The 19,652-nt window shown below is 48.8% G+C and carries 24 protein-coding genes and 1 pseudogene; 12 read left to right on the forward strand and 13 right to left on the reverse strand.

What is annotated here, in order from left to right; all coding sequences use genetic code 11:
• Positions 1–275: 275 nt before the first annotated feature.
• The 3 genes and pseudogenes from ACQ4N7_RS28210 to pgr5 all read left to right on the forward strand — a co-directional run.
• A pseudogene (locus tag ACQ4N7_RS28210) lies at positions 276–596 on the forward strand (thermonuclease family protein); the annotation flags it as partial.
• 248 nt (positions 597–844) lie between these two features.
• Entirely contained in the window at positions 845–1,018 is a 174-nt protein-coding gene (gene psb34 / locus ACQ4N7_RS28215; protein WP_430714771.1) for a photosystem II assembly protein Psb34, read from the forward strand.
• Between the two features lie 49 nt (positions 1,019–1,067).
• Positions 1,068–1,265, forward strand: a complete 198-nt coding sequence (gene pgr5, locus ACQ4N7_RS28220; protein WP_430714772.1) for a cyclic electron transport protein PGR5 — start codon at positions 1,068–1,070, stop codon at positions 1,263–1,265.
• Between the two features lie 252 nt (positions 1,266–1,517).
• Here pgr5 and recA read toward each other — a convergent pair whose 3' ends face one another.
• Entirely contained in the window at positions 1,518–2,633 is a 1,116-nt protein-coding gene (recA, locus tag ACQ4N7_RS28225; RefSeq protein ID WP_430714773.1) for a recombinase RecA, read from the reverse strand.
• A gap of 163 nt (positions 2,634–2,796) precedes the next feature.
• Between recA and ACQ4N7_RS28230 the strand changes: the two genes are divergently transcribed.
• From ACQ4N7_RS28230 to ACQ4N7_RS28245, 4 genes are all read left to right on the forward strand, one after another.
• Positions 2,797–3,027, forward strand: a complete 231-nt coding sequence (locus ACQ4N7_RS28230; RefSeq protein WP_430714774.1) for a hypothetical protein — start codon at positions 2,797–2,799, stop codon at positions 3,025–3,027.
• A 183-nt stretch (positions 3,028–3,210) separates the two neighbouring features.
• Positions 3,211–3,591, forward strand: coding sequence for a LexA family protein (locus ACQ4N7_RS28235; protein ID WP_430714775.1), 381 nt, complete (start codon positions 3,211–3,213; stop codon positions 3,589–3,591).
• A complete protein-coding gene (locus tag ACQ4N7_RS28240) occupies positions 3,588–4,823 on the forward strand; it encodes a Y-family DNA polymerase (RefSeq protein WP_430714776.1) in 1,236 nt (411 codons plus the stop codon). The genes ACQ4N7_RS28235 and ACQ4N7_RS28240 overlap by 4 nt, the downstream gene beginning before the upstream one ends.
• A 123-nt stretch (positions 4,824–4,946) precedes the next feature.
• Positions 4,947–6,116 carry a hypothetical protein gene (locus ACQ4N7_RS28245; protein ID WP_430714777.1) on the forward strand — a complete coding sequence of 390 codons (1,170 nt, stop codon included), beginning with the start codon at positions 4,947–4,949 and terminating at the stop codon, positions 6,114–6,116.
• Between the two features lie 122 nt (positions 6,117–6,238).
• On the opposite strand, the gene ACQ4N7_RS28250 is transcribed toward ACQ4N7_RS28245, so the two are convergent.
• Complete coding sequence (locus ACQ4N7_RS28250) at positions 6,239–7,300, reverse strand: helix-turn-helix domain-containing protein (protein ID WP_430714778.1); 1,062 nt, start codon at positions 7,298–7,300, stop codon at positions 6,239–6,241.
• An 849-nt stretch (positions 7,301–8,149) separates the two neighbouring features.
• Between ACQ4N7_RS28250 and ACQ4N7_RS28255 the strand changes: the two genes are divergently transcribed.
• The 3 genes from ACQ4N7_RS28255 (at position 8,150) to ACQ4N7_RS28265 (ending at position 10,713) form a co-directional block, all read left to right on the forward strand.
• Positions 8,150–8,914 (forward strand): peptidoglycan-binding domain-containing protein, encoded by a 765-nt coding sequence (locus ACQ4N7_RS28255; protein ID WP_430714780.1) that lies wholly within the window; start codon positions 8,150–8,152, stop codon positions 8,912–8,914.
• Between the two features lie 136 nt (positions 8,915–9,050).
• The gene (locus ACQ4N7_RS28260; protein WP_430714781.1) at positions 9,051–9,275 is read left to right on the forward strand and encodes an NfeD family protein; all 225 of its coding nucleotides are present in this window, start codon (positions 9,051–9,053) and stop codon (positions 9,273–9,275) included.
• An 805-nt stretch (positions 9,276–10,080) separates the two neighbouring features.
• Positions 10,081–10,713: a CAP domain-containing protein gene (locus ACQ4N7_RS28265; RefSeq protein ID WP_430714782.1), complete on the forward strand. Its 633-nt coding sequence runs from the start codon at positions 10,081–10,083 to the stop codon at positions 10,711–10,713.
• Positions 10,714–10,945: 232 nt separating this feature from the next.
• Here the strand turns inward: ACQ4N7_RS28265 and ACQ4N7_RS28270 are convergent, their stop codons facing one another.
• Positions 10,946–11,680 carry a hypothetical protein gene (locus ACQ4N7_RS28270; RefSeq protein WP_430714783.1) on the reverse strand — a complete coding sequence of 245 codons (735 nt, stop codon included), beginning with the start codon at positions 11,678–11,680 and terminating at the stop codon, positions 10,946–10,948.
• Positions 11,681–11,689: 9 nt separating this feature from the next.
• Positions 11,690–11,869, reverse strand: a complete 180-nt coding sequence (locus ACQ4N7_RS28275) for a hypothetical protein (protein ID WP_430714784.1) — start codon at positions 11,867–11,869, stop codon at positions 11,690–11,692.
• An 88-nt stretch (positions 11,870–11,957) separates the two neighbouring features.
• Between ACQ4N7_RS28275 and ACQ4N7_RS28280 the strand changes: the two genes are divergently transcribed.
• Together ACQ4N7_RS28280 and ACQ4N7_RS28285 are read left to right on the forward strand one after the other, a co-directional pair.
• Positions 11,958–12,338, forward strand: a complete 381-nt coding sequence (locus tag ACQ4N7_RS28280; RefSeq protein WP_430714785.1) for a DUF2834 domain-containing protein — start codon at positions 11,958–11,960, stop codon at positions 12,336–12,338.
• Positions 12,338–12,958: a histidine phosphatase family protein gene (locus ACQ4N7_RS28285; protein ID WP_430714786.1), complete on the forward strand. Its 621-nt coding sequence runs from the start codon at positions 12,338–12,340 to the stop codon at positions 12,956–12,958. Before ACQ4N7_RS28280 ends, ACQ4N7_RS28285 begins: the two co-directional genes overlap by 1 nt.
• Before the next feature lie 180 nt (positions 12,959–13,138).
• On the opposite strand, the gene ACQ4N7_RS28290 is transcribed toward ACQ4N7_RS28285, so the two are convergent.
• The 9 genes from ACQ4N7_RS28290 to ACQ4N7_RS28330 form a co-directional block, all read right to left on the reverse strand.
• Positions 13,139–14,167 carry a hypothetical protein gene (locus ACQ4N7_RS28290; protein WP_430714787.1) on the reverse strand — a complete coding sequence of 343 codons (1,029 nt, stop codon included), beginning with the start codon at positions 14,165–14,167 and terminating at the stop codon, positions 13,139–13,141.
• A 147-nt stretch (positions 14,168–14,314) separates the two neighbouring features.
• Entirely contained in the window at positions 14,315–15,028 is a 714-nt protein-coding gene (locus ACQ4N7_RS28295) for a 3'-5' exonuclease (protein WP_430714788.1), read from the reverse strand.
• Between the two features lie 276 nt (positions 15,029–15,304).
• On the reverse strand, positions 15,305–15,649 hold the full coding sequence (locus tag ACQ4N7_RS28300) for a hypothetical protein (protein ID WP_430714789.1): 345 nt from the start codon (positions 15,647–15,649) through the stop codon (positions 15,305–15,307).
• Positions 15,650–15,760: 111 nt separating this feature from the next.
• Positions 15,761–16,333 (reverse strand): hypothetical protein, encoded by a 573-nt coding sequence (locus tag ACQ4N7_RS28305; RefSeq protein ID WP_430714790.1) that lies wholly within the window; start codon positions 16,331–16,333, stop codon positions 15,761–15,763.
• A gap of 9 nt (positions 16,334–16,342) precedes the next feature.
• Positions 16,343–16,861 (reverse strand): hypothetical protein, encoded by a 519-nt coding sequence (locus tag ACQ4N7_RS28310; RefSeq protein WP_430714791.1) that lies wholly within the window; start codon positions 16,859–16,861, stop codon positions 16,343–16,345.
• A 52-nt stretch (positions 16,862–16,913) separates the two neighbouring features.
• Positions 16,914–17,645: a hypothetical protein gene (locus tag ACQ4N7_RS28315; protein WP_430714792.1), complete on the reverse strand. Its 732-nt coding sequence runs from the start codon at positions 17,643–17,645 to the stop codon at positions 16,914–16,916.
• A gap of 8 nt (positions 17,646–17,653) precedes the next feature.
• Positions 17,654–18,508, reverse strand: a complete 855-nt coding sequence (locus ACQ4N7_RS28320; RefSeq protein ID WP_430714793.1) for a ParA family protein — start codon at positions 18,506–18,508, stop codon at positions 17,654–17,656.
• A 43-nt stretch (positions 18,509–18,551) separates the two neighbouring features.
• Positions 18,552–19,370 carry a PD-(D/E)XK nuclease family protein gene (locus ACQ4N7_RS28325; protein WP_430714794.1) on the reverse strand — a complete coding sequence of 273 codons (819 nt, stop codon included), beginning with the start codon at positions 19,368–19,370 and terminating at the stop codon, positions 18,552–18,554.
• On the reverse strand, positions 19,367–19,652 hold a 286-nt coding region (locus tag ACQ4N7_RS28330; RefSeq protein WP_430714795.1), incomplete at its 5' end, for a PD-(D/E)XK nuclease family protein. The genes ACQ4N7_RS28330 and ACQ4N7_RS28325, both read right to left, overlap by 4 nt.

Here is a 19,652-nt window from a genome sequence, read left to right on the forward strand (position 1 = left end):
TATTCTCACGATCTATTCACAGACTGCATAATGAATCTGACCTGCCCAGCTATGCTGTTTTTCCCTCGCCAATCGAGGGGGTGCCGAAGTTGATGCAACTAGGTGCCGAAGTTATGCAAATACGCAACAATAAAACTGCACAGGACGGTTCTTGTAGAAGTGCTCATGTCACGAGTCCTAACGTTGAGGAGCCGTGTGAGGTGAAAATCTCACGCACGGTTCTGAAGCCGAGTCGGGAGGGTGACCTCCCGGCTTAGGTTAACCCAGAGACAACACAAACGCCTTGGGGGCCAGCAGCTACCGAACGCCTAGGCCAACTCACCCCTAGAGACTCCATCATTCAGTTCCGCGAGGCCGACACCGATCGCTACGGGCGCATGGTGGCCGAGGTCTATGCGGGTGGCCAGGACGTAAACCTCCAGATGGTCAGCGAGGGCCATACCGTTGTCTCCCAGCAGTTTTTACGGAGCTGCCCCGACACAGATGATGCCCTACTCGCCGCCGAGGCCCAGGCCCAGCAGCAGCAGCTGAACGTTTGGAATCAGCCGAATCCTGTTATGCCCTGGGTCTATCGGCGCAGTCAGCGTTCCACTTGAGGCCTTTCTACACCCGAGAATCCGGCACCCATCCCGCTAAAGCCCCATCGAGGGTGGAACTCTCGATGGGGCTTCTGTCATGGGCTTGATCTTCAAGAGTCCCTTTGAGCACAGAAGGGTAATTAGCTTTGATGCGGATACATGGTTAACGCATAAGCAAAAAATATGCAAGAAATCGTTGCTGTTTTGTTACATTACTGTTACATTAGTTTACATAAGGAAATGTTTACCCCCTGGAGGGTCCTGAAATGTTTACCACCACGCAACTCGACAACGGCATTCTCAACAACTACGCCGTAGAGCCTGACATGTATCTTGCCGCCCATCCCTCCCCCGAGCAGCAACAGCGATACGCCACACAAGCGGCCTTTGCTTCAATCTTTGTGGTGGCTCTGTTACTGGTTTCCTTAGCTGTGAGCTAAGCCATCAAGCTACAGGCAAATTCTTGAAAGTCTTTTGAGGAGAGTCACTATGTTTGCACCCCTGGTTGTGTTAGTTCGTAATGTCATGGGAACACCGAAATTCAATAAGCTCCGGGGACAAGCGATCGCCCTCCACTCTAAGATCATCACGAATTTCTGCAATCGCTTCGGCATCTCTAGTAAGGAGCGGCAAGCTTTGATTCGTAAAGCCAAGTCCAACGGTCACTGGCTTGGCTTCCTTGCCTAAAATCTCTTCCTAAACCTTTTTTTCGCTGGAGTATGCAAGACCTCTAACTATGGCTAGAGGTCTTTTATTATCTGTTTTCGCTCTTATACCGACCGCACAAAAATGACTATCAGGGTTGCCCAGGCGATCGCACACCTGCCCCTGGGCAAACTAAGCCCAGGCAGATGCCATTTACTTAAAAGCCCCTGCTGAGAGCTATTGGGTAGCCACGGCAGGGGTTTTCTTTAGGGGAAAAACTGTGACAAAAAGGGTCTACTCGTCCTCGTCCAGGTAGGCTTCCTCTTCGCCCTCAACCTCGATCTCCACGTCAGCCTCAGCTACAGCACCGCCGCCAATCTCCAGCTTCTCTCGCACCTGAGCTTCTACCTTCTGGGCAAACTCAGCATCCTCAAGCAGCCGCTGAATCGTGTTGTCGCGCCCCTGGCCCACGTTGTCGCCTTCGTAGCTGTACCAGGCCCCCTTACGCACGATCACTCCGTGCTGCTCAGCCAGGTCAATCAGACAGCCCATCGTAGAGATACCCTGGCCAAAGAGAATATCGAACTCGCCAATGCGGAAGGGCGGTGCCACCTTGTTCTTGGCCACTTTCACCTTGGCGCGAATGCCGTACTCTTCGGTGCCCTTCTTCAGGGTTTGGATGCGGCGAATGTCGAGCCGGACAGAGGCATAGAACTTGAGCGCATTGCCCCCGGTCGTGACTTCGGGGTTGCCGTAGGAGATGCCGATCTTCTGCCGCAGCTGGTTCAAGAAGATGACCGTACACTGCGACTTGCCAATGCTGCCGGTGATCTTCCGCAACGCCTGGCTCATCAGTCGGGCCTGTAGGCCCACGTGAGCATCGCCCATCTCCCCTTCAATCTCAGCACGGGGCACCAGCGCCGCTACCGAGTCTACTACCACTAGATCAACAGCAGACGAGCGCACAAGCTGATCCACCACCTCCAGGCCCATCTCCCCGGTATCGGGCTGGGATACCAACAGTTCGTCAATGTTGACTCCTAATGCAGCGGCATAGATGGGGTCTAGCGCATGTTCTGCGTCAACGATCGCGGCGACACCGCCCAGCTTTTGCACCTCAGCTAGAGCATGGAGAGCCAGAGTTGTTTTACCCGAACTCTCAGGGCCGTAGATTTCGATGATCCGTCCCTTGGGCAAGCCACCGCCCAGGGCCAGGTCGAGGGTCAACGCCCCAGTGGGGATAGTTTCAACCTTCATGCGGGCAGCATCGCCCAGGCGCATAATCGCGCCTTTACCGAAGTTGCGCTCAATCTGGCCCAGCACCATCGTCAGCGCTTTTGCCTTCTCCACCTGCTCGGGTGTTTTCTTGGATGCTGTATCGTCCGCTTTGCTGCTCTTCCGGCCTGCCATGATTCCCTCGGTGGTACAGAACAAGACCCCTGAACCCCAGAACAGTTGTCTTTAGTGAACCAGTTTAGTACACTTGTTCCAAATCGCGATAGGTAGTTCTCTATCTTGGTCGGGATAACTGGAATTAAACCTCCAGTCCAGAATTGAGGAGGAGGGTCAAGCTATGACAGAAGACTCTTTAGTTCAACTCATCGCCGTTTCTGACTGGATTGTGGCTGTTACCCATCGCCGGGCCACAGAGTATTTTTGCTGGGTGATTAATCCAGAGCTGTCTACCCTGACCGATGGCGAAACCTACCCCACCAGTAAAGCTGCTCTGGCGGCGGGTCGTGGGTTGGTACAGTGCTCCACGGGGCCAGAGATAGACTTCAGCCGCTGCCGCCTCTACGACTGAAGCTACAACAACGATTTCTCCCCTAAGTAGCCTCCGCTAGTCGGAGGCTTTTTTATTATCAGTTCAGCCTTTGTGGTTCGCTTGTACTATACTGCTCTAACGAGTTCCACTCCGAGGTTCAAATCCTCAGCACATGCGGCTTTACAGGTGCTCTACCGCAGTTGCGCTGAAGGAATTTTTGCATTGTTTATCGTCACTGTTCCTGCTGGGTTTCCATCTCCAGCGGAAGATTTTGCTGAGGGTCCGCTAGATCTAAACCGCTATCTCATCCACCATCCTGCTGCCACCTTCTTTGTGCGGGTCCAGGGCGACTCCATGACCGGGGCTGGAATCTTCTGCGGCGACCTGCTGATTGTGGATCGGGCGCTGCATCCTGTCCCTGGCAACGTGGTCATTGCTGTCGTCAATGGCGACCTAACCATAAAGCGATTGCACCAAGAGGCAGGGCGGATTCTGCTTCTGCCCGAGAATCCGGACTATGCCCCCATTGTGATTGACCCCGATACCGACTTTGCTATTTGGGGCGTAGTGACAAAGGCCATTCACTTCCTGGGGGGCACATGATTGCTCTCATAGATTGCAACAATTTCTATGTGTCCTGTGAGCGGGTGTTTAACCCCAAGCTGGAGGGCAGGCCCGTGGTGGTGCTCTCTAATAACGATGCCTGCGTGGTGGCTCGATCCAATGAGGTCAAAGCTCTGGGCGTGAAGATGGGCACCCCGCTGTTTCAGATGCGATCGCTTATCGAACAGCACCAGATCCAGGTCTTCTCCAGTAACTACGCTCTCTATGGCGACCTGTCGCGGCGGGTGATGGAGACTCTGGGCATGTTCACTCCCGAGGTTGAAGTCTACTCCATTGATGAAGCCTTCCTATGTCTTGCGGGACAGTCCTATGAGACAGTCTCACAGGTCATTCGAGCCACCGTAGTTCAGTGGACGGGCATTCCTGTCTCAGTCGGGGTGGCCACCACCAAAACCCTGGCCAAGATCGCCAACCACCAGGCCAAGCAGCAGGGGGGCGTGTGTGTGCTGCGAGAACCTGAGCCGGTACTGGCCCAGTTGCCGGTGTCTGAAGTTTGGGGCATCGGGCGGCGGCTCACTCAATGGCTGGAGGCCCACGGCATCACCACTGCACTCCACCTGCAGCAAGCAGACCTGACCCTGATCCGGCAGCTGCTCGGCATCGTTGGAGTTAGGACGGTTCTAGAGCTACGCGGCGTCTCCTGCTTGCCCCTAGAGTTATGCCCGCAGCCTCGTAAGAGCTGCTGTGTCTCTCGGGGCTTTGGGCGGCCTGTAGAGTCTTTAGCTGAGCTGAAGGAGGCGATCGCTTGCTATGGAGCCAGGGCAGCGGCAAAGCTGAGGCGCGATGGCCGGGTGGCCCAGACTATGCAGGTGTTTATTACCACCAGCCGCTTTCGGCCCGGTGAACCGCAGTATACCAACTCAGAGACGCTGGTGCTGCCCTACCCTGCTAGCGATACCCCGACGATCGTACAAACGGCGCTGAGGGCCACACAGCGGTTGTATCGACCTGGATACCAGTACCACAAGGCCGGGGTGATGCTGATGGAGTTGAGCCCCGCTGGCATTGCCCAAGGCAGCTTGTTCGTAGATGAGGACAGGCGCGAGATGGCCTGGCGGCTGATGGATGCTGTGGACTCACTCAATCGGCGGTTTGGGGTGGGAACTGTGCGCTGGGCAGCGGAGGGATTTCAGCAGGGGTGGAGGATGCGGTCTGAGTGGCGATCGCCCAGGTTTACCACTCGGTGGGATGAGCTGGTGGTGGCTCGTTAGATGAAGAAAGCATAGGCTAAAAATCTAGTTATCCAATTGTTTGATGTTCTGGGGATGATCCTGATGGAAAGGTGGGTTCACTGAAGAAGTAGGTAGAGTCAGATTCTCTCAAAGACTTGATTTATGGCCCCACAACCTCTTCGCAAAAACACTAGGACGACTGTGGGGCAAAAGAAAGCTCCCATAGGCAGCAAAGCCATTTATGCCATAGTAGGCGGGGTAGGACTGCTGACAGCTATTATCCTGTCGACGCTGGCCACCGGGTCATCAAGACCACCACTGCCTACTGAAGTAGTTAATGCCGAAGCAGCGATCGCCCAAATAGCTCCGGAAACATCAGAAACGCCGGAAGTTCAACCAGAGCTAGAGGTTCAAAAGACTTTAGAGGTTCAACCCGAGCCAGGGGTTCAACCCGAGCCAAAGCTAGAGGCGAACGCACAAGCCTCTGGGCAGAGCGCTTACAGCCAGGTGATGGACAGTGCCGTTATGAAGGCCGAGAGCGCTCAGAATATTACCCAATCCGCTGTATCCTCCTCAGACTGGGAGTTAATAACTGCACGGTGGCAGGAGGCAATTTACATCATTGAGCAAATTCCAGAATCTGATTCTCTCTATGGCGAAGCTCAGGAAAAAAGAGAGGCATACCTTCTAGCGCTTTCCTACGCTCGGCAGGGCAAGCCTGTCCCCAATGCTGCCGCCACCTTCTCAGAGGCTGTCAACGCCGCGACTGAAGCTTCCCGGCTCGCGCAGCAAGCCCTTACAGCCGAAGAATGGCGCAATGTCGAGGAGAAGTGGAGAGAGGCAAGTATTCTCATGAGTCAGGTGCCAGATTTTGCCGAGAACTATCAGCTAGCTCAAGAGAAGGCGAGTGAATACGCCAACAACCAGAACTATGCCGAACTCCAGGCCAATCGCCCTATAGCCCCTGCTCCTATAGCTGTTGCAGCCCCGGTTGCTCCAGCGCCATTGACTTTTACTCCTCCTGCAATTGAGCCAATAACGACAACCACAACATCTACCACCAGTATTTACTCAGGGGGAAGTTCTAGCTACACCACAAGCAGCAGTTCTTCAGGGAGTAGTGGATCTGGTTTATGCGACTACCCTTGGCAAACAGATAGAGCTGGTAATCGCTGCGGAGACAGGGCTGCTAGCGTTAGACCTGGAGGAAGCTTAGGGGGTAGTGGTTCATCTTATTCTGGCTCCAGCAGCTCTGGTTCAAATTGCCATTATGTCAGTGGTTACACCAGGAAAAACGGAACTTATGTGAGTGGATACACGCGCTGCCGTTGATAAACTCCCTTGACCTACATCACACAAGTAGTCTCGCCAACAGCCATTATCGTCGCGCAATTCTAAAAAATCTATGCCTTCGTAGTTCTAGTCAAGCACGACATCAATGTCCCCGAGTAAAGTCAGACAGGGGTTAGCTCCGGAGACTTTATAGGCTGTGGCTTAAAAACACGGCACTGCCCAAATGAGTCACAGCCAAAGGTTAAGACATTAAGCTTCCACCTTTTGTCATCGGCAGGGGCTCCGAACCTGAAGTGCAAAGTTACAAGATTATCATCAGAACAATTCTGAATCTTGTGCGCTGTCCGCCTATTGACTAAGACAAGATCACCAGCCTTGTACACTTGAGAAACAGCATCAAACCGCTCATCCTCCCACCAACCCTGAATGCCTTCAAAAGGAATGTTTTGGTCATGTGCCTCTTTCTCTGAAAGCTGCCAGTGGGTCATTTCTCCTTGTACGACTTTAATAGCATCCAGGGAATTACCATGGTGATGCATTGGGACTTCATGGCTAGGCTTCCAGCCAATCACATAGACTGACAGAATCCAGTTTTGAAAGATTAGCCCTCTCTTGTAGTTTTCCTCATCTAAGTCTACATACCTATCAACAAAGCTTTGACTCAACTGTACTTTTTCTACACAGTCCATAAACTGCTGAGCACTCAGCTTGTACGCCTCATTAGGCAGAGTACCGAGTTCACTCTGACTGTAGACTAACCTGTTCGTCAGACTGCACAAAGTTAGCCCTCCTATCAACGACTCGACATCGGGTATGTCTATCCCCTTGTCTCTGAAGTCATAGATTAATTTGTCGGCCTGGTCGAGCCAGTAACGGAGCTGTGGGTCATGAATAGTTGCGTAAGAGGCGATCTTGGAAGAAGACTTATGGTCTTTTACAAGGACGGCTTCACAGTAAGTCCTTACTGTTTCAATGTCTCGACCTGACAAGCTATAGACTTCAGCATGCTGGCTCTCTTCTTCTGGAGCGAGGTCTTCTAAGTCGCAATTAAGGGCACCACACAACTTTATCAAGTGGCTGATCCACTTGGAAGCAGAGCCTCGCTCCCAGTTAGCGATGGTGTTTTCAGAGACGCCTACAAGTTGGGCAAGCTCAGCCTGGGTCAGCCCCGCTTTTGTCCTCATCTGGGCAATGACTTGGTTCTTCTTAGAATTCTTGCTCATCAAACCGGATCCTAGTACAGGGTCAAAGAGAAAATGCTGCTGATTATCTTGTTGCTTTGGACAACCCGAAGGAATAATTGTTTGACATCAAGCTTGTCTCCACTCCCGCCTGAGCTGAGGGACTTAGATTATTTGAGATATTTGAGAGCAAACTAGCACAGTTAGCCCTCGAATGATAAGCAGAGCCTAACAACTTACAAAGACCCAACACAACAATCCAGAGATCAATTATTTACTTCATACCCCCTTCACTTGTATTGATTGCTACTTTTTACCCACAACTATCTGTGGCCTGAACCTCAATTATACCTCGACCTGGAAATAGAAAGTGACTTAAAGCCTTTGCAGGCATGGATTACAGCGCTTCCCCATTGTCACTTCTGACTAATTCTGAGGTGTGCTGAATTATGAGCCAGACCAATACGCTGCAGTCAGCACAATGAGACAAGGCCAAGATAATTGGACAGCTAGCCACAAAAAGTTGTGCTCGCTACTCGCGCTAGTAGTGTAAAATACCCACAAGGAAATGCAGGTATCCTATATAAAAAGTTGCGTATTATACCGCAAGTATGCCGGAGGATATGCGAATGTCATGGAAATACAGGCTTTAATACACGGCAAACGTGGGGTTTGGAGCTTTCTCTTGTAGAAGATTCAATCTTCTTAACTATCAGGTGCATCTTCTATCTATAAAAGTCTTGATATAACTGCCGAGCCACCAACTAATTTGGTTAGCTCGGATCAACTGTTTTACCTATGAGGGCTTTCGATATGAGAAATATCATCAGGGCTCTTGTAGAGAGCCGTCGACAATTCGGTCAAAAAACGGAGTCCGTACCATGCTTTACGATGCGTCCAATCCTGCATGAAGAATATACTCATGATTTTTTCAGAAGATCCCTAGATGAGCTCCAAGACATCTTGATTAGCAAAGGTCTCCTTGACGCAAAGACTGGCTGTTTTGATGCAAAGACAAAGGAAGCTGTGAAGTCATTTCAGACATCTGCAAACCTTGTCTCAGACGGAATTGTAGGGCCACTGACATGGGCTGCGATCTTATTCCCAACTTTGTATATGGGTAACCGGGCTAACTTAGCAGATGCTGCCGATTATGTCGTTAAACTCCAGTCTCTCTTGAAGAAAGATGGGTTTAAGGTCAAAGTGGATGGTCACTTCAACCGCCAGACTGAAATAGAGTTAAAGAAGTTTCAGGTAGCTCATGCTCTGCGGGCCGACGGCGTCTGCGGTCCTCGAACTTGGAGTGTTTTAGTAGGGCAGCGTCAGATCTTAAGGACAAGCTTTAGTAAAGACATTGGAAATCGACTTTGGCGGGAATGGCTTGTTATTGAGCAGCTTTTAATGGTTGCCTCAATCCAAGTCGGTATCCTGTTTAACCCTTTTGAAAGCGGACACAAGTACCCTTTCTGGACGACTCTTACGGTCTCATATGTCTTGGCATATATTGGGCCTCTAATTCTAGAGAAGAAGATGTCCCTTCTGCTAAATGAACTAAATGAAAGGAACCTTCTATTGCTTCGTTTTGCACCCTATGTGCTCATAGGATTTCTTTCAAGGCAGATCCTTTATATGGTAAGACTCGTGATCATCCCTTAGTTTGGTCTCTCAACTTTTAGCTGCAGAGACTCTACTACTACTATTGGGGTTTAATTTAGCGCGATGGGTCTGCCCTTTTAATGAGGTCTTCAAAAATTCCTCTAAAAAAGCTTCAACTACTCTATGGAGAACTGCTATGAACCTCTTTGGGCCTCCAAGATCAGAATTCTTCACTTATCCAGTCGAAGGGATAGCGACCCAGTCCATCACCGCCAGTAGTTCTGGAAGGGTTGAATTCCAAGCGGTTAATTGGCCTGCAAAGCTGCATCTAAATGACAAGGCGCTAAACATTTCGGAAGGCCAAAAAGTTGTGATTATTGGTCGTCAGGGAAACACTCTATTAGTTTTTCCGTTCCGTTAGTAGCTAGGTTTATAAGCCCTTGTCGTCCTGCCTACTTCTCCCAGGGCTCTCACTGTAATTAAGCCCACAAAGATCAGAATCTAGATCCGCTTATGGAATGTCGGTAGTAAATCGTGTAGAAATAATCTAGGCTGTGCGATCACACCCCTGCACCTGGGCACTATAGAGCTACAGCAAGCAACAGCAGATTGCAACCCATACAAATCTGCACCCTGAATTCGCAACCTCCGAGACTGCCGCTGATCTTAGAGGTTTTGTTTTTGAATCTGTAAAAATCTTTCCGATTAATCAAAAGCTGAGAATAGTTTGTTCTTTCTGGGAACAATAAGACAGAAGCATTTCATGAACATTTCTAGTGAAAAATATACTGTTTAGTGCATTAAAGATATCCTCTCTATCTTTGACCTTTCTCAGCGGAGCAGTGGCTAATGCTCAAAGCCTACCTCCCTATGCAGGTACAACCTGCTCTGCCTTTGCGACTCAGCCAGAAGCCCAATGGCATTACTATATGGGCACTGCACCAGCTTCTCTAGATGACGATAGGGATGGTTTAGCCTGTGAGCATTTGACCAGCACAATTAGGACGGATGGCAACCGAATCTTTAACAATCAAGCTAACCGTGGCAACGTGAGATACACGATGGAAGTTTGGCGCGTCAACGCTAGAGATGTATATCTACGCATCAAATCAAGCGACGGTATGGACTTTACCACCCGTAGCTTTCCCTCTGATCCAGCAGCCCGTGAGCATATGAATACTTATTACCGAAATCTGCTCCGTTAACACTCAATTGATGAGAAGCAGATGCCAAAGTATCGTCGTTCCAGCCGATCAATAGTTCGTCACTATCCCGCTGCTCAGCCTCATTGGGCAGTAGTTCTCTCTGCCCTGGTGTTTGGCAGCTATGCCGTAGTGCAGCTACACCAGTTGTTTTTTCAGAGCAATGGTGCGGGTGGCCCTGGCTGGGCGATTGGGCAACCCCAGACTCAATGGAGCTTTCGCCTGGGCCATCAGCCGCTGCCCGAACTTAGAGTATTGGCGCTGGCGCTGGTGAACCGCGATCGCCAGGTGAATGGTCTGCCGCCCCTGGTCGAAGATCCGCTGCTCTCTCAGGTGGCCCAGAGACACGCTGAGGACATGCTGACCCGCCAGTTCTATGATCACGTTAACCCCGATGGTCAAAACCCCTCAGACCGCTTTCGAGCGCTGGGGGGTCAGGCTGGGGCAGGGGAGAACATCATGCAGCAGAAGGGAGGAATGCCGATGGCCCTCTCCTTTGGCCTGGTCGAGGAATACCAGAAGGGGTGGATGTATAGCCCTGGCCACCGAGAGAATCTACTGACCCCGCATTACACCACCTTTGGCTATGGAATCGTGGCCTCGCCTACAGGGACTGAGATCTATGCGGTGCAGATGTTTAGTTTTCCAGCGCAGTAGGAAGGTGAAGATTTACTCTCCTACTACCTGGCTCCATTCTGCTAAGGCCAGAGCAACCAGATCTTCACAAGACTCAAGCTGTGGCAGATAGCCTAGCAACGGCTCACAGAGCTTGGCATAGCTTCCATAGGAAAACTGGTAGTCCTATTTCTTAAAGGATAGAGAATAATCAGGCTTTGCCAGAAGCTTGCAACCGGAAAGCTGCCAGACTGAGGCTATTTTTCTCTGTCCTTTACATAAGGGCACTACCGGAAAACTGATAGCTAAAGCTCATCCGGCTTTTCCCTAGATAAAAGGTGACATTCTTCTCCTTAAACCATAGCGAGATACCTGCCCAGGCCAACCCCTTAACTCGTTCTTTTTTGTATGTACGACCTGGTGCCCCAAACTCCTTCTTCGGATAAGGCAGCATTAGGTACAACTCGGGCAAGCTACCCCCCATCAATGGCAAAAATTCAGCACAAAGCTTGGTTTTGTAGATCTCCTTCTCACCTTTAGCCAAGCCGTACTGCGTTCGACTGGAGCGGCCTACCTCCTTCATACGCTCATCAAACTCAAGGATCTGAAGTCGCAGAGCCGATACCAATTCTGCCTGCTCTGGAGCCATCTGCTCTAGCTGTGCCCGCAAAGACTTGGGTGGCCGCCCAATGACCTGCGCTGGTGTAGTTAGCGCTGGCTCTGCCTCTGCTGGCTGTAGATAGGGATGGAACTTGGGGTCTACCTCAACCGTTGTCCCTGTGGCTGAGTCAGCATTGACAAGCTGGAAACTGAAGCGATCGCCGTCGCCAGCAATATTGAAGCGGTAAAACTCAAGGTCGAGACGACTGTACTCCCGGTCGATGTGGTTGTGAGCGTGGAATGTGGGAGCGATCGCTACCAGGCGGATGGGTTGGCTGTAGTTGACCTGCTCGGCAAAAGGCTGAACCTGGCGCAGGCTGGCATAGTAGCGGGTGAGCTGCTGCACCACATAGCGATCTTAGACGTTCTTGAGTTCGAGGACGACAAGCTGCTGTTCTGGGGTGGTGGCCAAGATGTCGCAAATTTGCCCCCTGATGCTGTACTGGCGGGCCAAGGGCTTGAGGTTGAACAATGGCTCTAGATTGGCCCAGACAAATTCTTCTAGATCAAACTCGGTTTTGAATGCCCAATCTGCCATGCTTTTTATTGAGGCTGCTCTAGCGAGGATAGCGAAGTTTCAGGGCTAAAGCAGTGACAATAGAGGCGTTGATTTAACCGAAGATCTAATGCCTGGAACGCTCATTCGCCAAATCATCTATGCTGCCCTGACTGTGATCGGCTTCGTCTGGACGAACTACTACCTGGTGCAGTTCACCATTGCTACTAAAGGGGAGTTTACCGCTACTAATCTGCTGAACTTTGACCTACCGACCTTCATCGACCAGGTGTACGCCAACCCTGCCTCTAGCTTCATTGGGGTGGATGTGACGGTTGCAGCCCTGTGCGCGATTGTGCTGATCGTCACAGAAGGGCGACGGCTCAAGATGAAACTGTGGGGCCTCTACATTGCCTCTATCTTCCTGGTGTCCTTTGGGTTTGGCTTCCCGCTGTTTCTGTTTGCCCGTGAGCGCAAGCTGGCTGAAACCCTAGCCTCTGCTGAAGTGTGATGACTGGAAAACTTAATCGGCCAAAGCTACTGCTCATTCGCCACGGTCAAACCGCCCTCAACACCCAGGGCCGAGTTCACAGTCAGCAGGACAGTGCAGGACTTGACGAGACAGGCCGCTGGCAAGCCTCGCGCCTGGTGGAGGTGTGTCGGGGGTATGGGGTGCGATCGTTGCTAAGTTCTCCAGAGGCCAGGGCACTAGAGACAACCCAGATCGTCGCTGATGGCCTGGTAGTGCCCCTGCAATGCTCTGAGGCACTGCGAGAGCGCAACTGGGGCCAATGGTCAGGGGAGGCGTGGTCGCAGATCCATGAACGGTTGAAGCCCATGTCGCTGGAGGAACGATTTACCTTTGTGCCTCCTGGGGGCGAATCCTGGCAGCAGATGGAGCAGCGGTTGATGAGCTGTGTTGAGGCTTGGCGGGGGCTATCTGAGTCAGTGGCGGTGGTGGCTCATGGAGGGTTGCTGCGGGCGTTGTTTCCGCTGCTACTGAATGAGCCCAGGGAGTCAAGCTTTCGCTACGACCTGGAGAATGCTTCGGTGTCAGTGTTTGGGGTGACGGCTGAGAGGTTTGAGGTGGTGGGATTGAATGGAATTGGGCATTTGGATAGTGGCCAGTGAATCATACCTTGATTCCTTGTTGGCTAGACCACTCCGGAAGAAGCCACAACTTGCACTTTACTATTACCTGTCAAAAACTGCTCAGGATTGTGCATTAAAGGATAGAAGTACTTAGAACACTAACCTTGGCTTTTGAGAATAGTGTAGGCTGCCTTAAATAAATACTAAGTTTCTCTGAATTCACTCAGAGCCAATCACACCTTGTTTTACCTCTTCCATCATATCTTCCAATGTCGGCGGCAATTTAGGATATATTTCTTGAGAATTGAGACTCTTCAATGACAAGAGAATTCCTTGGCCAGGAAGTAAACCGACTGCTCTCCATCTTTTAAAATTATTCTGGCTTAACTGCATTTCAAATTTCTTTGGATCTGGATGTATTCCAAAAACATCAACCTCGGTATTAAAAGGAAAATTCAGATCAATTTCCATATCTGTTGTAGAAACTAAGGTCACAATAGGATCAATCACGTCAGGTCGCAAGAGTGACTGACTAGAAAACTTAAACTCTCCATAACACCTAGGTGGAATCTCTACTTGCTCCTCAAATTTCAGCAAAGCATCTGATATTTCAGCTAAGCCTTTAATTTCTGACTCATTATATGTTCGAGACTTGAATGTTTTTCCTTGAGAATCTTTTATGTAATAGGAAGCATTCTTGATCGCTGTTGAACCTGGCCTTAAAAATTCATTTTCCTTTGTTTCTAAGATCTTGAAAGAATATACGACTACTTGGGATGTCAGGTTATAAATTGAATAGCTTGAAAGTAAATCTCTCATCAAAAAATTATAAGGGCCAGTGTCTTGACTTAGGGAAATAACGATTCGAAAGTTTTTGCGAATCAAGTTCTGCTTGAGAATATGAGTCTTAACCTCCTCTAAAATTAATTTGTCTCCAATCATTTCTTCTAGTATACTGTCTGTAGTTGCTCGCTGCATCTCATCAATTGCTTCGTTTAAATCTTTATTTCTTTGATAGTTATTAGCGAATTCCAAGGTAAGAGTTAATACGGCTGATGCCGCAAAAGCAGATGAGAGATTATAAAAGAGGTTAGTCCAATATGAATTGTTCTGAAGGTTTATTTTTTTAGGCAAGTAAGCTAATATTGCGGCTATGCCTACTAAGCAGATAGAACTTACTAAAAGTCCCCGTCCTATAGATCCGATATTGATAAATTTATTATTTTGATGGTTACGTTCCTGAGCCATTGGTTTTCGCAAACTCCAAGAATAAGAATCGTGGATTACAAGTAATCCAAAAAACTCATAGGATGGTTGGCCCCACCCATCCCCATTAATCAGTAGATGAGCCATTGCCCTAGTGCAGACTATATAACAGAGCCTCTTGGCAGAGAGCTAGATGGTACTAGTACTCAACAGGATAGCTTTAAATGGAAGTCTTGCTGCATCCTCAATAGCCATTAATCTCTTCCATTCCTTACTTTCAGGGTGCCATTGAAATCCAGCATCTTTAGCCAACTGTTTCTGCTCAAAACAAACTTCTGCCTTGAATAATCCTTTCGGTCGTAATGCTTGAGCGACAAGATTGACAAACTCATCATGAGTTACTCGGTTAAAGAGCTCAGCTATCAATTGACAGTCAGTTAAAGCTCTATGAGCGCTGCTCACGCCAATTCCATGATGCAAAGCAAGGCTAACTAAAGACTCTCTGGGCTTTGTTTGTTTAGGCCAAGTCATATCATTCATTGAGCAGAGCCACCGAATTGGCTTGGCATCTTTACCTATTAAAATGGGAAGTTTCTCTCCATCGAACCACTGACGGTCAAATTCCGCATTGTGTGCTACAGCATAGGATGTTTGAACTGCAAGAGCTTTAAGCAAGTAAAGCATTCCTGCTTCCATCAGTTCTGGAAGATTGACTAACGCTTTAGATGGTATATGGTTAATTGCCTCAGCAGGGTTGTCAGAGGCATAGAGTAAGAACGAAGTTTGGGTAATTACAGTTTGAAGCTCACCCGAGTATAGTATTGCCCCGATCTCAATCACGCTATCCTTCTGATAGTCAACACCAGTTGTTTCTGTGTCAATGATAATTAGGTTGGGTGCCATTTACATTTAGTTGTTCTAATAATTCCAAATAATTTCCTTGCACTGCCCCATAATCCTTAATCAGGTGACAGGTTATTCCATCAACAATCGCAACGCCTCTAATATCAAGTTCGCTTAATCGACCTTACTATGAACTCAATGTGGACAAGGATTAGCGACCTATAATTCTTAGGTTAATTGACCGGACTTAATATAACAGCTTTTGTCTTAGCCTGTACTAAGAGATCATCCCACTGGTTACCACCCCTCATACCTAACCTTCAACCTAAGTAAGTCTTATGCTCGCTGAGGAGTGAGCACTTCTCTCAGCTTCCGTTTCAAATCAGCGGAGATAGGCAACTTTTTGATTTCATTGAGTAACTTCTGGGTAGATTCTCCATTTCTCTGACGCTCTGTATAGATGGCAACCAGTAAAGCATCGAGCCCAAACTTAGAGAGCATGTCGGCTGCTAAGCCAATGATGCTAAGTAGGATAATGCCTCCAATCATGCCACCTGGGCCTAACAACGCGAGGGAGGCAGTAATTGCGGCGGCTCCCGTCAGGCCAGTTGTCGCCATTGTGATGAGTAGAACAATGATAGGCAGACCAATACCAGCTGCTTTGCGAACAAATTCATCCATAAATACTCATGAAACTCAGCAAAGAAATCAGAAAGATAGAAGCATAGAGGCACTCATGGTGAGGGTCGCTTCTATTGGCTGTTGAATTAACTTTTAACTCCTTGGGGTTGATCAGCTTTTGTCTTTTTCAGGCGTTGCTTCTTCTTCGCTTATGAGTGAATATAGATGATTGTAAGCCTCTTGAATCTCCATTCGTCCAGACTCGACAAGCTGCATTAAGCTCTCTGCTTGTTCAGTAGTTATAAAATTGCTTTGAATTGGCTCTTTCAAAAAGACCATGAAATTAGTCTTGTCTATTTCACCCAATTCATCTTGCCTTTCCTTAGCCTCAATTTCTTTCAGCCTTGCAATTAAATTTTTCTTGATTTCAGAACGCTTCCCTTCTTGAAACGCTCCCCCAAAGGCTAATTTTGCTAGCCCATATGTTGCTGCTGCGCCAGCAACAGTCGCACCAGCGACTAAAGCTACAGGTGCAGCAGCAACTACAGTAAAGCCAGTGAGTGCAGTAACGACGGGGACTGCAATAGAAGTAGAACCAAGTATAGCTGCTGCTGCCCCAGCAGCTCCAGCACCAATACCTGCAATTCCCAACTCACCTAGAATTCTTATCCTATCGTGGGGATTCTTCTCAAGTTTTTCAATCGCCTGAAGAAGTTCTTTCTTAGTTGTTTTATCTTGACTCATAGTTGGCACCTATGCCTGCATAAGGGAAGTATTGTCAGAATCAAGAATTGCAATGAACACATCGACCAAAAAATGGAAAAATTCTCTTGCAATTTCAGAAACACTTTTGCCAACATTTGGTAAAACCTTATCTATGTCATGGCCCAATACGATACCACTGCCAACAGCTGTTATTTGTAAGATTGCCGCAAGTGGAGTTAGCATGGCCCCAATTATGGGTAATGAGACAATAAGACTAGATACAGCTCCACCTATTAAAACGCCAACACCAATGCCAGCAACCAAAAACAAATTCTTTTCTACAAAATCGATTATCCTTAACAAAACGATTTTGCCGATTTGGATAACTTTTTTCCCGATTTTATGTGTGTGGTTAAGTAAGCCATGAAGCCGTGAAGCAACTTCTTCTGGTAACTCAAGTTTTTGTAGTTTCAAATAGAGATCAACGCTTGATGTGTTCTCAGCTTCTTTTTCCCAAAGCATCATTTGGAAGTCAGCCTTAGCCCTAGAGATTTTGGGTTCAGACATTTTTCTTTCTCCTTAAGAAAAGCAAATTGTATTTGAAATAAATTGGTTGATTTTACCAACCGTCAATGACTTTGAGCACACTGTTCTCAGTCAGGTAGCGTCTACCCCTGCTGTCTTTCCCAACAGCTTCAATCACCTCAGCAAAGCTACTGAGCAGCTGTTCCGGCTTCTTCTTCCGATATTTCTGGAGGTTCTGGACAATCTGCTGAGCCTTACTGTCTCCCAAAGCAGCTTTCAGCTTATCTAGTGTCTGCCGAGCTACATGGGACTCATTGATTTGGTTGAAAGACTCTAGCGGTGGCAATGGTTTGGGCAACCGCTCATCGATGGCCTCTAGAATAGCTTCTTTGCTCTCTGCTGCCGAGGTCTTCACATCTTTCTGAAGCAGCTCTACGGCTGATACCAGGTTGTTCAGCTTAATCGCCAGGTCAGGGGGAACTGTCCCATTACTATCAGGTGATGGCTTTCCGCCAGCCAGTGTCTCAAATACCTCCAACTGCTGCTGGATAGCCTTTTGGTTCTTCTTAGTGATGACGAACACCCGCATCCGATCCGGCAGATCAGGGCTGATTTCCCGTGCTTTCAGGTACGCCTGGTACTCGAAGTAGCCATGTACCAGTTCATAGGTTTCCAAGTCGAGCTGCTTTACTACCGGCACCTGAATCAGGCCACCCACGGATGAGATGGCATGGGCTAGATACGTCACCTGTTCAGGATCGGTGGGGGGAAAGTCGCTATTGACTTCAATGCTATCAAGGTCTACCTGGGAAGTCTGTAGTTCCATAGTCTTTCCTATATCCCTGCCAACTGCATCACTTCTTGAGTCAGTGCCTCAAATTCCTCAGCAGCCTGTGAGTCCGGTTTGTAATCAAAGATGGACTGAGGATCTGGAATGTCGATTTCACCCACTTCCAAAGTGCGTTCTATCGCCGCCGATACGTCTCTACGTTCGAAGATGCGGCTCTTTAGTACTGGAAAGCCGTAACGTCCCCTGACGGTTTCCTCCATTCGAGGTAAGACAAACTCTACGAAACGATGGGCTGTAGCAATTTTGGATGGCACAATCCCCAGAATCTGAAGAGAATCTTGTCCGATTTGCTCCCGAAACTCGTTAGTTTCAGCAATAAAGTTCTGTATGTTTCTCAAACCTTCATTGGCAAAGGGTTTTAGGTCAGAGGGTATGAGCAGGTAGTCGGCAGCAATAAGTGCTATCTGGGAGTAAATATTTAGAGAAGGAGGGGTATCTATGATCACGATATCGTAGGCACCGGCATCTCTTTGGAGCTTGCTAAACAACCGCGTACGGGCAGGGGCAATCTCAATAAGTTCCTTCTCGTGCTGCATCAAATCAATATGGCTGGGCACGACATCAAAGGGAGGATCCGTGAACTTGGATTGTTTTACTACATCAGGAATGAAGTAAGCATTCCGCTCTCGGATGACGTGATAAACGTAGTTCTCTTTGATATCATCCTGAAGCTCATCATGAAACTTGATCAGCCCTGTAGCATAGGTCGAATTCGCCTGACTATCTAGGTCGATGAGTAGAACTCGATAGCCCTTTCGGCTAAAGGATGCAGCTAGGTTAACGGTTAGCGTTGTTTTCCCAACCCCGCCTTTGTTGTGATAGACCGCAATTGTTTTCATAGCTTGAGGTAGTCCTGTATTTAGCGGCAGAATGGTTGTAGGCTTAGGTTTCTAAATCGGCTTCTAGGTTGGCACTCAGCCATTCTTCCTGGTCAGTCGAATCAAATTCCCTGAAGTAGCGATTGAAGCTGGCATCGCTGCCTCGGTTGGATTGGGTATAGGCTCGATAGGACGAACAGGAGAAACGGCCATCACAGTTGCTACAGATTTGGGTGGCAAACCGTCTTTCCCTGCCTTTGGTCTTGTACTGTTGCCCTAAGTGGGTCGCAGATGGAGGCGTAAACTGTCGATCTTCAATAGCGTCTACAACATCACCAAAGTCAGAGATCACGTCGTCAACGTGCTGTTGGTCAAATGGGATGTTTACTAAGGGCTCCCACTGCTCTAATGCTGCCTCTAGGGCTACATCGTCCTCAGCATTGAGCGCTTGCTTCACCTCTTTGGGGTAAGCCGTTGCAATGATGGCGGTTTGGTCTAGGGGCTGTCCTCGGAGGTTCTGCCAAATATGAGCGTAGATGTTGAGCTGCTTCTCGTAGTCGCTGATGTTCGATTCAACGTACTCGGCATCATGGGTTTTGATGTCGTACATCACCGTGCGTTCGTCTTCCTGCACGATGTCTACAACCCCATGAATGGAATACTTGCGGCCCTTTGGAGTTTGCTGTTCGGGTAACGTCAACTTTACCTCCGTCTCTGTAACCCGTTCAGCTATATCCCGCATTTTGCGCCAGTAAAGCATTACCTGTTGAAGTGCGGTCCGTTTGGTGTCCTGGGTAAGAGAGTGGCCCCCCTCAGCCTGAAGCAGTTCATAGTTTTGCTCGAACATCTCTGCGATCGCAGATTCAATCTCTTGATCGGTCATGCTTGGGCTCTCCTTGACATCAACAAATGGTGGAGGTCTTCGAGGGTCTGATGAACGATGTTGCCGAACATCTGAGTTTGGGAACGAGACGCGACAAAGCCATATTTTCGGAACAGCATGTACTGTCGAGGGCATTTTTGATAAAGCAGATAGTCACTCAGGGCCATTTCATTCTCAAGGAAGGCTGAAGATGCTAGAGTTTCAGGCTGATTCATCTTTTCCTTAGGCTCTATGCATCTTTCTCCTCCATCCCCTGCTACGGTTCCCCAAACCCACCCCGAG

This window comes from Nodosilinea sp. AN01ver1, from assembly GCF_050565655.1.
In the GTDB taxonomy this organism is placed as follows: Bacteria; Cyanobacteriota; Cyanobacteriia; order Phormidesmidales; family Phormidesmidaceae; genus Nodosilinea.